This is a genomic window from Kiloniella spongiae, from assembly GCF_001026905.1.
GTDB classification, from domain to species: Bacteria; Pseudomonadota; Alphaproteobacteria; order Kiloniellales; family Kiloniellaceae; genus Kiloniella; species Kiloniella spongiae.
Genome location: NZ_LAQL01000009.1, coordinates 62,542 through 76,448, shown reverse-complemented (window position 1 = coordinate 76,448; position 13,907 = coordinate 62,542). Strand labels below are relative to the sequence as shown.

At 45.9% G+C, this 13,907-nt stretch carries 10 protein-coding genes; 8 read left to right on the top strand and 2 right to left on the bottom strand.

Translation table 11 applies throughout. The features are described 5' to 3' along the window. Positions 1-99: 99 nt before the first annotated feature. From doeA to WH96_RS14575, 5 genes are all read left to right on the top strand, one after another. Positions 100-1,293, top strand: coding sequence for an ectoine hydrolase DoeA (gene doeA / locus WH96_RS14595; RefSeq protein ID WP_047765046.1), 1,194 nt, complete (start codon positions 100-102; stop codon positions 1,291-1,293). After that, on the top strand, positions 1,290-2,453 hold the full coding sequence (gene argE, locus WH96_RS14590) for an acetylornithine deacetylase (protein WP_047764931.1): 1,164 nt from the start codon (positions 1,290-1,292) through the stop codon (positions 2,451-2,453). Before doeA ends, argE begins: the two co-directional genes overlap by 4 nt. A gap of 39 nt (positions 2,454-2,492) precedes the next feature. Further along, positions 2,493-2,999 (top strand): Lrp/AsnC family transcriptional regulator, encoded by a 507-nt coding sequence (locus tag WH96_RS14585; protein WP_047764930.1) that lies wholly within the window; start codon positions 2,493-2,495, stop codon positions 2,997-2,999. 131 nt (positions 3,000-3,130) lie between these two features. Next, positions 3,131-4,642 carry an NAD-dependent succinate-semialdehyde dehydrogenase gene (locus WH96_RS14580; protein WP_047765045.1) on the top strand — a complete coding sequence of 504 codons (1,512 nt, stop codon included), beginning with the start codon at positions 3,131-3,133 and terminating at the stop codon, positions 4,640-4,642. Between the two features lie 84 nt (positions 4,643-4,726). Next, a complete protein-coding gene (locus WH96_RS14575; RefSeq protein ID WP_047764929.1) occupies positions 4,727-6,109 on the top strand; it encodes an aspartate aminotransferase family protein in 1,383 nt (460 codons plus the stop codon). A gap of 62 nt (positions 6,110-6,171) precedes the next feature. Here WH96_RS14575 and WH96_RS14570 read toward each other — a convergent pair whose 3' ends face one another. Next, complete coding sequence (locus WH96_RS14570) at positions 6,172-6,999, bottom strand: BKACE family enzyme (protein ID WP_047764928.1); 828 nt, start codon at positions 6,997-6,999, stop codon at positions 6,172-6,174. Between the two features lie 4 nt (positions 7,000-7,003). Beyond that, complete coding sequence (locus tag WH96_RS14565; protein ID WP_047764927.1) at positions 7,004-8,338, bottom strand: aspartate aminotransferase family protein; 1,335 nt, start codon at positions 8,336-8,338, stop codon at positions 7,004-7,006. 147 nt (positions 8,339-8,485) lie between these two features. Between WH96_RS14565 and WH96_RS14560 the strand changes: the two genes are divergently transcribed. From WH96_RS14560 to WH96_RS14550, 3 genes are all read left to right on the top strand, one after another. Next, positions 8,486-9,379 (top strand): MurR/RpiR family transcriptional regulator, encoded by an 894-nt coding sequence (locus WH96_RS14560; RefSeq protein ID WP_053005958.1) that lies wholly within the window; start codon positions 8,486-8,488, stop codon positions 9,377-9,379. A gap of 539 nt (positions 9,380-9,918) precedes the next feature. Next, positions 9,919-10,884, top strand: coding sequence for a TAXI family TRAP transporter solute-binding subunit (locus WH96_RS14555; RefSeq protein WP_047764926.1), 966 nt, complete (start codon positions 9,919-9,921; stop codon positions 10,882-10,884). A gap of 191 nt (positions 10,885-11,075) precedes the next feature. Continuing rightward, a complete protein-coding gene (locus tag WH96_RS14550; RefSeq protein ID WP_047764925.1) occupies positions 11,076-13,895 on the top strand; it encodes a TRAP transporter permease in 2,820 nt (939 codons plus the stop codon). Positions 13,896-13,907: the final 12 nt, after the last annotated feature.

Here is a 13,907-nt window from a genome sequence, read left to right as displayed (position 1 = left end):
TTTTTGAAAATTCTCTCGAAACCTTTTCGTGAAAACTTCTGATGAAAACTTCGAGGAATTCGTTTCCGTTGCTATCCTCTTTTTATGACAGGTGTTGAGATGGTGATTTCCCCAGATACAGTTGAGTTGAACTTTACCCGCGAAGAATACGCAGCGCGTTTGTTTAAAACCCGCAAGGCAATGCAACAGGCCGATCTCGATAGTTTGCTGATCACCGATCCTGCGAACATGGCTTGGTTGACTGGCTATGACGGTTGGTCTTTTTATGTTCATCAATGCGTTATTGTCACGCTTGAGAGCGAACCGATCTGGTTTGGTCGGGGAATTGATGCGAATGGGGCAAAGCGTACAACCTACCTATCCCACGAGAATATCATTGAATACCCGGATCATTATGTTCAGTCCGATGATCGCCATCCCATGGATTTTCTATGCGAAATATTGGAAAGCAAGGGGCTGAGCAGTCATTCTATCGGTGTTGAAATGGATAACTACTATTTCACGGCAGCGGCCTATGCGTCTTTGGTGCGGAATCTCCCGAATGCCAATTTTAAGGACTGTAAAAATCTTGTTCATTGGCAACGATCTGTGAAATCTGAACAAGAGCTGTCTTATATGCGTAAAGCCGGGAAGATTGTTGAAGTGATGCATCAGCGTATCAGGGAAACAATTCATCCAGGATTACGGAAACATGAGTTGGTTGCGGAAATTTACGATGCGGGATTGCGTGGCATTCCGGAATACGGTGGGGATTATCCGGCCATTGTGCCGCTTTTGCCTTCCGGGGCCGACGCCTCTGCATCTCATCTAACGTGGAATGATAAGCCGATGCAATCGGGTGAGGGGACTTTTTTTGAGATAGCGGGCGTTTATAAGCGTTATCATTGTCCATTGTCGCGTACGGTCTTTCTAGGAAAGCCGGATCAAAAGTTTCTGGATAGCGAAAAGGCCGTTCTTGAAGGGATGGAAGCGGGCTTGGAAAAGGCCAAAGCTGGTAACTACTGCGAAGATATTGCGATTGCTTTTTTCGATGTTTTGGAAAAACATGGGATTATCAAAGACAGCCGTACAGGCTATTCCATCGGACTTTCCTATCCCCCTGATTGGGGCGAGCATACCATGAGCCTTCGTAAAGGGGATAAAACCGTTATGAAAGAGGGAATGACGTTCCATTTTATGACCGGACTTTGGTTGGATGATTGGGGGCTTGAGATAACGGAAAGCCTTGCAATCGGTGCGAATGGGCCGGAGTTGTTATCTTCTGTTCCGCGCGAATTAGTTGTGATTTCATGACGAACTTGCTGGCTTCGACCAAAGAGATATTGGAAAAACTGGTTTCCTTTCAAAGTCTGTCAGGACAATCCAATCTTGATATGATTGCCTATATCGAAGAGTACCTGAAAAGGCACGGGGTCTCATCATCCCTGTCTTATGACGAGACAAAAAAGAAAGCCAATCTCTATGCCACAATCGGCCCGGCTGTTGAAGGGGGCGTTGCTCTGAACGGCCATACTGACGTTGTGCCGGTGAAAGGGCAGGCATGGACAACAGATCCCTTTGTACTTACAGAGCGAAATAATCGACTGTATGGACGCGGTACTGTTGATATGAAAGGTTTTCTTGCCTGTGCGCTCGCGATGGTTCCGGAGTTTCAGCGCGCAGAGCTTCAACGCCCTATTCATGTTTCTTTCTGTTATGATGAAGAGATAGGTGGCTTTGGCGCACCTGTTCTCGCGGACGATATCGTTTCTAAAAACTTCAAACCTGATGTGATGATTGTTGGCGAACCCACAAACATGGGGCTTGTTACAGGGCACAAAGCCGGAATGGAAATCACAACGCGCTTTACCGGGTTTGAAGTGCATTCTTCTCAACCGGACAAAGGGGTGAATGCGATCGAATTTGCGTCTCGTTTTATCGGAAAAATTTTGGAGGTTGGCGCATGTTTGGCAGCAGAACCAAAGATTGGCTCTCCTTATGATCCGCCTTATACGACATGTAATGTGGGTCGAATTGACGGTGGTGCTGCAAGCAATATTACGGCAGGCAGTTGTGAGATGGTTTGGGAAATAAGACCAATTCCGGGTGATAATGGGCAGGCTATTTTTCAGGAGATCCTCGATTTTTCAGATAATGTGTTGTTGCCAGAAATGCGACGTGTATCATCCGAAGCGAATATCGTTACAATTCTTGATGCGAATATGCCAAGCCTGGATGCGAGTGATGATTCCCCGGCGGTTACACTGATCCGGAAATTAACGGGTAGTAATACACGCGGAGTTGTTTCCTTTGGAACAGATGCTGGTTATTTTGAGCGTGTAGGGCTATCCACCGTTGTTTTTGGGCCGGGATCAATTGATCAAGCACACAAGCCTGATGAGTTTATCGAAATTTCAGAGCTTGAGCGCTGTCTCTCTTTCTTGCATGATCTGGCGAGATACCAGTCTCAATAAGAGAAGCCAATTTATAGAATGAGAAAGTAAGGGATACGAATGTTCGCTGCTGGCCTTCGTCTTGATGATCGCGATATTGCAATTCTGAAGATACTGCAAACCGAAGGGCGTATCACAAAGGCGGCTCTTGCTGAGCGTGTTAATTTGTCCCCGACGCCTTGCTGGGGACGACTGCAGCGGTTGGAAAAGGCTGGCGTTATTGAATCTTACGAAGCACGACTGTCGGTCAAAGTTTTTGCGCCGTTGTCATTTGTGTTTATGGAAGCAGAGCTTGATAGCCACCAAACAGAAGACTTCGACCGATTTGAAAAAGCCGTGCAAGATTACCCGGAAATACAGGAATGCTGGGCTGTTGGTGGTGGCCTTGATTATATTCTCAAAATCGTGGTCAGGGACGTTGATGGATACCAGCGTTTTGTCGATCATTTGCTCGCGGCCAAAGTTGGCTTGAAACGCTACTTTACCTATGTGGTGACAAAGCCTGTAAAGCAGACAAATGCCCTGCCGATTGATTTGCTGGTTCAGGAACAATCGTCGAGCGCGTAGACGAAACATCTAATTTTGGCGTTATAGGCGAAAGCTCTTCTTCTTTTTACCTTTTCTTTAGACGCACTTTTTCCTTGAGATCCGACATGATGAGGCTGTGATATTAACACAGCCAAATGGGTGATCTCCTGATGAGCAAGCAAGCGCAGAAAGATACAGACGCGATAGGCGGCAAGAAGAAGTCGCTGTCTCTCACCTCCTTAAATGATCCGCGGTTATTCAAACAGTTCAGTTATATTGATGGTCAATGGTCTGATACCTTATCGGGCGAGAGCATTCTTGTGCGCGATCCGGCTAATCAGGAGGTGATTGGTACTGTACCGAGAATGAATGGAAGCGAGAGTAACGGTGCAGTTGATGCTGCGCAGAAAGCTTTTGGAAAGTGGGCCGCTCTGTTGCCACAGGATCGATCAGTTATTTTACGGAGTTGGTTTGAGTTGCTGCATGAAAACCGGGAAGATCTTGCGCTGATCATGACAGCTGAACAGGGCAAGCCAATTTCTGAGGCTCGCGGGGAAATTGACTACGCGGCTGATTTTATAGAGTTTTATGCCGAGGAAGCTAAGCGTCCGAATATTGAGAATGTAACGTCTCATATGGTTGGGGGTGAAGTTGAAGTCTGGCGGGAACCTGCCGGTGTTGCTGCACTGATCACACCGTGGAATTTCCCTTGTGCTATGATTACACGTAAGGCTGCAGCTGCGTTGGCGGCAGGTTGCTCCTGCGTTATTCATCCATCAAAAGAAACACCCTTTTCCGCGACAGCCTTGGCTGAGCTTGCAGAGCGCGCAGGTATTCCGGCTGGCGTTTTTAATGTGGTGACAGGGGAGCCTGGGGAAGTTGTCCCGCAATGGACATCTGATGAGCGGGTACAGGTAGTTTCCTTTACCGGGTCCACAGAAGTTGGGCGTTTGATTTATCAGCAGTCGGCACCTTCTATCAAGCAACTAGTATTGGAACTCGGTGGGCATGCTCCGTTTGTTGTTTACGGGGATGCAGATCTCGATCATGCGGTTTCATCGGCCATAGCGGCTAAGTTTGCGACGTCGGGACAAGACTGTCTGGCTGCGAACAGAATTTTCATTGAACAGAGTATCTATCAAGAATTTTCCCGAAAATTTGTTGAGAAGGTGCGGGGGTTGAGCCTTGGTCGAGGGCTGGATGACCCGGATATTGGGCCACTCATGAACGAAAATGCTGTCTTAAAACAAGAAGCGCATGTTTCGGACGCATTGGCAAAGGGTGCAAAGCTTTTATGTGGTGGAAAAAGAGATGCTCTAGGTACTCTATTTTATCAACCAACTGTGTTGGGGGATGTTCCCGTCGATGCGCTTATCAATCGTGAAGAGACTTTTGGACCTGTTGCCTGTTTGACTGCTTTTGAGGCTGATGAAGATATTATCGCACGGGCCAATGAAAGTGATTACGGATTGGTTGCCTATGTTCATAGTCAGGACCCGAAGAAAATTTATCGAGCAAGCCGAGACCTGCAATACGGCATGGTTGCCATTAACCGAACAAAGGTAACAGGGGCTCCCATTCCTTTTGGTGGAATGAAACAATCAGGTTTGGGGCGCGAAGGCGCGCGTCAAGGCTTGGAAGCCTTTACAGAGATCAAATACGTCTGTCGTAACTACGCTTAACGGCGACAAAAATGTGCAGCTGTAATTAAAAGCTAAATGCTCAAGACCTGAATGCTTGAGGTTAGAAAATTTAAGGAAAGTAATATGCTTAGAAATGATCAATTGGCCGAATGGGATCGGGATAATTTTTTTCATCCTTCAACACATTTGGCTCAATTCGCCCGTGGGGATCTCCAAAATCGAGTGATTTCTGGTGGGGAAGGCCTTTATATTGAAGACCGTGATGGCAATAAAACTCTGGATGCTTTTGCCGGACTTTACTGCGTGAACATTGGATATGGGCGACAGGAAGTTGCGGATGCAATTGCGGCACAGGCCAAAGAGCTTGCCTATTACCATTCCTACGTCGGGCATGGGACTGAAGCGTCAATTACGCTGGCAAAGATGATTTTGGATCGGGCACCGACCAATATGTCGAAAGTATATTTTGGTCTGTCAGGATCTGATGCAAACGAAACAAATATCAAGTTGGTTTGGTACTATAACAACGTGTTGGACCGTCCGAAGAAAAAGAAAATCATTTCAAGGTGGCGTGGGTATCATGGCTCAGGCCTGATGACGGGGTCTCTAACCGGGCTTGAGTTATTTCATAACAAATTTGATCTGCCTTTGTCGCAAGTCGTTCACACGGATGCGCCTTATTATTTTCGTCGCGAAAATGTAGATCAGACAGAAGCTGAGTTTGTGCAGCAATGTGTTGATAGTCTTGATGAGCTAATTGCCCGAGAAGGGGCTGATACAATAGCGGCCTTTATCGGTGAGCCTGTTCTTGGGACGGGTGGCATTGTGCCGCCGCCTACGGGGTATTGGAAGGCTATTCAGGCCGTCTTGAAGAAACACGATATTCTGTTGATTGCAGATGAGGTTGTAACTGGCTTTGGCCGTCTGGGGTCAATGTTTGGATCAGATCATTATGATATAGAGCCGGATATTATTACAATTGCCAAGGGGTTGACCTCAGCCTATGCGCCTTTGTCTGGCTCAATTGTATCTAAAAAGGTCTGGAAGATTCTCGAAGAAGGTACAGATAAACTGGGACCGATTGGTCATGGTTGGACCTATTCAGCACACCCGATTGGAGCTGCAGCGGGTGTGGCAAACTTAAAGCTGATTGATGAAATGAATCTGGTGAGTAACGCACGCGAAATGGGCGCTTACTTCAACGAAGGTTTAAAGAGTGCTCTGTCTGATATCTCTATTGTTGGCGACGTCAGGGGGGAAGGTATTCTCTCGGCTATTGAATTTGTCAAAGATCGAGATGATCGTACCTTCTTTGATCCGGCAGATAAGGTTGGGCCACAAATTGCGACTGCTTTACTGGAACGCAGCAAGGTAATTGGTCGGGCGATGCCTCAAGGTGATATTCTCGGTTTTGCCCCGCCGCTTTGCATGACTAAAGACGAGGCTGATATTATTATTGAAGCAGCCAGAGATGCGATTGCTAATGTTGCAGAAAAAATTCTCTAAATTTTGAAGATACACACCAACTATCCGGGCATATTTTGTTCTGGATAGTTGGTGTATTCTATTTAACTAATGCCGAGTAGTTCTCGGGCATCTTGTGCCGTGGCGATTGTTTTACCCATAGCGCAGACTTCTTCCCGGGCTTGTGTGATTAATTCTGCTGTGGAAGCCGCTTCTTTTCCAGACCTGAGGAGAGAATTGTTTTCGAAGCCAATGCGGGCGTGTCCGCCTTGTTTAATGGCTTTGGATGCACACCGGGCTTCGTTGTGACCAAAGGCGCAGATAAACCAAGGTCCCAAATCAATTGTTTCCGGATCTTGTTTAATTTTCAGAAAAGGTTCGAGTTCTTCAATCTTGCCGAGATTGTCAGATGCATAGCGGCCCAGAACAAAAAGAAGCGATGGTTGATTTTCCGGTATCAATCCCTTTTGGACAAAGTGCAGGAAGCGTTTGAAATCTTCCGCATCGTATAGAATGTGTTGGACGTGAACAGAGGCTTCTTGCGCCCAGTGGTAAAATTCAGATCCATACGCTTCTCCGCCATCGGGCATCATTTCTCTCAAAGCAACGCTGACGGCCTCTGGTTGCACGCCCTTGACACAAGAAACTTGTTCTTGTTGGCTAAAATGCCCAACGGCCTCGGTTGTTATCTGAACCAAGAGATCACTGCCGATGGTCTCTTTGATACCGGCGAGAACTTCTGTGTAGAGGCTAGCATCAAGAACATGCTGTTGATCCTTATCTCTGACATGAAGATGGGCCATCGCTGCGCCCGCTTTTTGGCAGGCAATAGCTTCTTCTATAATTTGGGGAACTGTCACAGGCATGTTCGGATGATCTGATCTAGTTTTTTTGGCACCGTTTGGGGCTGCCATGAGAATAGTTGGTGACATGGGGTTAGCTTTCCAATGTATTAAAGACAGACAAAAAGCTAACGGACAGCTTTTCAACAATTTCTTCTATATGGTTGTCTTCGATAATAAAAGGCGGCGCCAGAAGAACATGATCACCGTTCTTGCCGTCGATGGTTCCGGGCATGGGGTAACAGATCAAGCCGTTTTCAAAGGCTGCCTTTTTGATTTTTGCGTGAACGGCAAGGTTGGGATCGAAAGGTGTTTTTGTTTCTCTGTTTTTTACAAGCTCTAGCGCAATGAAAAGACCGCGTCCTCTGATGTCACCAATAAAGGGATGTTGTCCGAATGCATCGGTTAGGGCCTGCATGAGTTGTTGTGAGCGCTTATTGACGTTGTCGAGAAGGTTACGTTCTAACATTGTTGATATGACAGCATGCCCTGCAGCACAGGCGGTTGGATGTCCTTGATAGGTATGGCCGTGCTGGAAAAAACCGGATCCGTCCTCGATAGCGCTATAGACATTCCCTGTGCACAACATGGCGCCGATGGGTTGATAGCCTGCGCCAAGTCCCTTTGCGATACAAAGGATGTCCGGAGTGATACCGTCGTGTTCGCATGCGAATAGCGTGCCTGTACGTCCCATGCCACACATAACTTCATCGAGAATGAGCAAGACGCCGTATTGGTCACAAATTTCGCGAATGCGTTTTAAGTATCCGGGGGCTGCGGCAACCGCGCCCATTGTTGCCCCGACAACTGGCTCACAGATAAAGGCAGAAACTTTTTCTGGTCCCACTTTAAGTATCTCTGCCTCTAATCGATTTGCGGCACGTAACCCATAAGCTTCGTCGCTTTCCCCTTCCTGTTGATCGCGGTAGGGGTAACAGGGATCAATGTGTGACATCGGGACAAGCATTGGCATAAAGGGTTCGCGTCGCCATTTGTTTCCACCAGCTGAAAGCGCGCCAATAGTATTACCATGATAACTCTGCCAGCGGGCGATGACATGAGATCTATCATTATCCCCGCGTTCCAAATGGTATTGACGGGCCAGTTTTAAGGCTGCTTCAATAGCTTCAGAACCGCCGGAAACATAATAGACGCGATCCAATCCTTCTGGCGCGTTCGCAATAAGAAGGTCAGCTAGCTTTTCAGCTGGTTCTGTCGTGAAAAAACCGGAATGAGCAAAGGCCAATTGGTCGGTTTGCTTTTTAATCGCGTTCTGTACTGCTTGATCAGAATGGCCAAGGCAGGATACGGCTGCCCCACCAGACCCATCAAAGTAACGTTTGCCGTTTTGATCAATGACGTAACAGCCTTCGCCTGCGACAGCTGTTGGCAGGTTGGCTTTTGTGTGGCGTGGAAATACATGCCCCATGTTCATTTCTCCGGGAAGCTCGAGAGCAAAGCCAAAGCTTTACCAAATACATAATGTGACAAATAGAGTTCGCTAAAATACCGTTTGTGTCAATAAATGAAATATAATAACATTTGTTATGTTTTGGGTGTGTTGATAGAGGGTGAAATGAGTCTGGTTGATAGAGCACGTATTGTTGAACGTTTGACGAAAGAATTAAACACCTATCCTCGCAGCTTACGTCGGATTGCGATGTTTATCATTGATAATCCTGCCGAGTTTGGCATGAAATCAATTCGGGATTGTGCCGAGGCAACTAGTGTGAGCACCAACACCTTGGTTAGATTGGCACAAAAGCTTGGTTTTGAGAGTTATAATCAGTTAAGAGAGCCTTTTCGAGCTGCGCTAACAGCCAGCGCATCAAATTCCAATACAACCCAGTGGGTGAATGAGCTTTATGATCGTGGGGGGATTGAGCGCGTACGGGCGGATACTGTTACCAGTGTTATTGGTAATGTTACTGAAGCTTTGCGGCATAATGAAGCCGAGGATATTGAACAAGCTGCAGAAATGATCCTGAGCGCACAAAGTGTCTATCTAATGGGGACACGCGCACCTTATACCCTGATACACTACCTCTATTACGTTGGTCGCATGGCTTTGCCCAATTTAATTGTAACGCCGGGACATGCAAATTCGCCTGTGGATGAAATTTTGACCGTTGAGGCAGAGGATGTGGTGCTGGCAGTTTCGATTTCACCCTTTTCCAGAGAAACGATCGAGGCTTGTAAAATCGCTAAATCTCGGGGTGCGAAGTTGATCTTGATGTCTGATAGTACAGCTAATTCCTTGCCGCTTAAACCCGATGTGACCTTGATCTCGCCGATTACGACGCCCCGGAACTATAAAGACTTTGTCGGGTTTGATAGTTTTGTCGGTTTTTTTGCGTTGGCAGAATGGCTTATGACAACTCTGGTTGAAAAAGGTGCACCGGATACAAAGCAAAGAATCCAGAACTTTAATGAGTATCGTAAAGAGACAAATGTCTTCTGGAAGTCTTGAGATGCTTCATTCTCAAAGGTGAGTGTGGGGCTGGGTTTTTTGGCGCTTGCGAGCACGAAGTTCAAAAAAAGAACAAATGTTATCTGTTGACTGTAAATATTACATACGCAACCATGTAAGCGATAAGAACTCGCAAAGTAGTTCATCAGACAGGGAAAAACATGAATTGGCTATTTCTTTAGTGCTTGCTTTGACGTAAGCTAAGCACATGAAACGAAAGTAGATTCGAAAAGGTAACAACGGATCCAAGATACTTTTCGTAGTGTTCTGAGCAGGCTTTGTTCAGAGGTTGCTGCCAATAACAAATAATCTACCTGTCAGGACAAAAGAATTCTGTGGTGCTTTTGCATCGTGATTGTCGTTGAGCTTTGTAATGAAGATTCAATGGCTAAGAAATTTAATCATCATGAATTTGATGGTTAATCGTATTCGTTTGTGGTTCGGCACATGAATATGACTGTGGGATAAAACAGCTGAAAAAGTTGATATTTCGCAAAATACATAGAGTTATTTAAAAAGCATGAAACCAAGGAGTAGGCATGTTTGTAAAAAGAATGGCAATGACAGCGGTTGCTGGTGTGGCATTGATGGCATCTTCTGCTTATGCTGACACAAATCACGTTGTGATCGGTACAGGTGGTCAGACAGGCGTATATTACCAAGTTGGCGGTGCAATTTGCCGTTTGGTAAACAAAGGTACCAAAGATCACGAAATCAACTGTACTCATAAAACTGGTGGCTCTGTTACTAACATCAATAGCTTACGCGCTGGCGATATTGACATGGGTGTTGCTCAATCTGATTGGCAGTATCATGGCTATAATGGCACTGCTCCTGAAAAGTTTCCTGATGGAGCTTACCCAGAAATGCGTGCTGTTTTCTCTGTTCATCCAGAGCCATTTACAGTGGTTGCTCGCTCAGATTCAGGCATCAAAACTTTTGATGATCTAAAAGGTAAAAAAGTAAACGTTGGAGACCCAGGATCTGGCGCCCGCGGTACGATGGAAGTTCTCATGGCCAAGATGGGTTGGGAAATGAGCGATTTTTCTCTCGCTTCCGAATTGAAATCTTCCGAGCAGGCTGCTGCCCTTTGTGATGGCAAAGTTGATGCGATTGTATTCACTGTTGGTCACCCAAGCGGAACAATCAAAGAAGCGACAACTTCTTGCGATTCAGTTTTGATTGATGTTGATAACGCAGAAGCGAAAAAACTTGCAGCTGATAACGACTATTATGCAATGGCGTCTATCAAAGGCGGTACTTACAATGGTACTGACCGTGACGTAACAACATTCGGTGTTGGCGCAACGTTTATCAGTTCTACTGCTGCGGATGAAGAAACCATTTATCAGATGGTTAAAGCAGTGTTTGATAACTTCAAACGCTTCAAGAAAATGCACCCTGCATTCGCTAACCTCAAAGAAGAAGACATGATTGTGAACAATCTGTCTGCGCCTCTTCATGATGGCGCAATTCGCTATTATAAAGAGCGCGGCTGGATGTAATCAGTCGAATGAAATTTAGGGCGGGAAAGCATTCGCTTTCCTGCCCTTTTTCTAATTTTAAAACACATGCCTTTAAAAATACAAAGCTACTAAATTAATTCCGATAGTACCATTAAGTGAAAAATACTTAAATAAATCATCTTAGGTAATGTGTATTCAGCCCTCTGGCGCAGAAAACAGGGATACGGGGAATGGCATCAGAAAATACTGAAAATGTACAAATGAGTGACGAAGAATTACAAGATCTCGTCGCTTCTACTGATACAGGCGGAAGAGTTCCGTCAAGTCGTCATATTGTTATATTAATGGCCGTTACAGCGTTGGTTTGGTCTATTTTCCAGGTTTGGATTGCCTCTCCTATATCTTATAATATTGGCTGGGGTGTCTTCCCGAGTAAGGAAGCGCGAACAATCCATCTTGGTTTTGCAGTTTTTTTGGCATTTTTAGCTTACCCGGCTTTTGCAAAATCTCCACGCCGCAGTATTCCTCTTCTGGATTGGGGGTTAGCAATCGTTGGCGCTATTTGTGCGCTCTATCCCTATATCGCGGACAGTGCCTTAGGTGACTTACTATTTGGAAATCAACTATCCAATCGTGCAGGCAATCCTAACGAGATAGATATTGTTGTATCTGTGATCGGGATGATTCTTTTATTAGAAGCAACACGGCGAGCGTTGGGGCCTCCTCTTATGGTCGTCGCAATGGTTTTTCTCGGCTATACATTTTTGGGGCCATTCGCGCCTGATTTGATCGCCTGGAAGGGATCTTCTTTTGGCGGTATTGTTGATAAACAGTGGACTTCAACCGACGGTGTTTTTGGTATTGCTTTGGGTGTCTCGACGGATCTCGTTTTCCTTTTCGTGCTGTTCGGGGCTTTGCTTGATCGTGCTGGTGCGGGTAATTATTTCATCAAGGTAGCCTTTTCTTTAATGGGGCACTTCAGTGGCGGACCTGCAAAAGCTGCGGTTGTTGCTTCTGGTATGACAGGCCTTATTTCTGGATCTTCCATTGCGAATGTTGTGACCACGGGTACGTTCACCATTCCTATGATGAAGCGCGTTGGTTTTAATGCGGAAAAATCAGGGGCGGTCGAAGTTGCATCTTCTGTAAATGGACAGATTATGCCTCCTGTTATGGGCGCTGCTGCTTTCTTGATGGTGGAATATGTGAACATTCCATATTTTGATGTTGTTAAGCATGCCTTTTTACCTGCAATAATTTCTTATATTGCCCTTGTGTACATTGTACATCTCGAAGCTCAGAAATTGAACATGCAGGGCTTGGCGCGATCTGGTGATAGAAAATCTACTAAAGACGTTCTGCTTTCATGGGCAATTACACTTTCAGCCATCGTGGTAATGGCTGGGGGGCTTGCTTACGTTTCAGATGCCTATCAGGTGCTAGAGACCACAACGGCACGTCTTGGCGCTGTCTTGGCAATTGTGATCGCACAGTTTGTGATCGTAAAAGTCCTTAAGGGCAGTTCAAGTGATGCTGTTTATGCCAAAACGATCTCAACAGGAGCAATTATTCTTGGGAACATGGTTATTGGTTCCTTTGGTTTGTTCTATCTAGTTGACGTTGTTCAAGATGTTGCTGGAAAAGAGCTTTCCTGGTGGATAATCGCGGCAGGAATTCTCGTGGTATATGTCTTCCTTGCTCGCTATAGCTCGTCTTATCCCGATCTAGAGGTCGATGACCCCAACCAGCCAGTTTCAAAGTTACCAGAAGTCGGACCGACTGTGAAATCTGGTTTGCATTTCCTTTTACCTGTCGTTGTTTTGATCTGGTTCTTGATGGTGGAGCGGGCTTCTCCATCATTGTCGGCTTATTATGCTACTGTCTTGATGCTTTTCATCTTGTTCACTCAGCGTTATCTTTTCGCATTCTTCAGAAAAGAAGCAAAAACGGGAACCATTAAACGTGGTTTGAACGAACTGGTTGAAGGCATGATTGCTGGTGGCCGGAACATGATTGGTATTGGCATCGCTACTGCTGCTGCGGGCATTATCGTTGGTGCTGTTGATCAAACAGGTGTCGGCGGTAAATTGGCTGCGTTAGTAGAATTTTTGTCGCTCGGCCATATCATGTTGATATTGTTTTGGACTGCAATTCTTAGTTTAATTTTGGGCATGGGTTTGCCGACTACGGCTAACTATATTGTGGTGTCTTCTCTCTTGGCCCCGGTAATCGTCGCTTTGGGGCAGCAAAACGGACTCATTGTTCCGCTTATTGCTGTTCATATGTTTGTGTTTTACTTCGGGATTATGGCAGATGTGACGCCTCCGGTAGGGCTGGCCTCGTTTGCGGCAGCTGCAATTTCTGGCGGTGATCCCATTCGTACAGGGTTTGTTGCATTTTTCTATTCTCTTCGTACGGCGCTATTACCGTTCCTTTTCATCTTTAATACCGATCTTCTGTTGATTGATGTTTCTCCTTTGGAGGGAGTTTTTATTTTCATTGTGGCGACGGCAGCAATGTTAATTTTCACTGCTGGCTCGCAAGGTTTTTTCTTAGCGAAATCTAAACTTTGGGAATCTGCGGTTCTTATCCTGATTGCCTTCACACTTTTCCGTCCTGGTTTCTGGATGGATTATGTTTATCCACCTTACGAAGAACGTGGTGGTGCAGGGCTAGTACAGGCCTTGGATGAAGCTGCTGTTGGCGATAAGATGCGTATTATTGTTGATGGTGTTGATGATGTTGGAGAACCGGTAACCTTGACAATGGTTTTAACTGTTGGTGATGAGGAAACAGGTCAAGAACGCCTAGAAGGGTATGGGCTTGAGATTCTTGAACAGGATGGCAACTATATCGTAGATGGCACAACCTTTGATAGTCAGGCTGAAAAAGCAGGCTTTGATTTCGATCAGGTGATCACGTCAGTTGGTGCGCCTGTTGATCGTCCTGCAAAACAGCTGTTCTTTATTCCAGCCTTATTGTTACTGGGTTTGATTGTGATGCTTCAACGTCGCCGTCGTGATCGTCTTGCACAAACTGCAACTGCTTAGTGGAGAAAAATA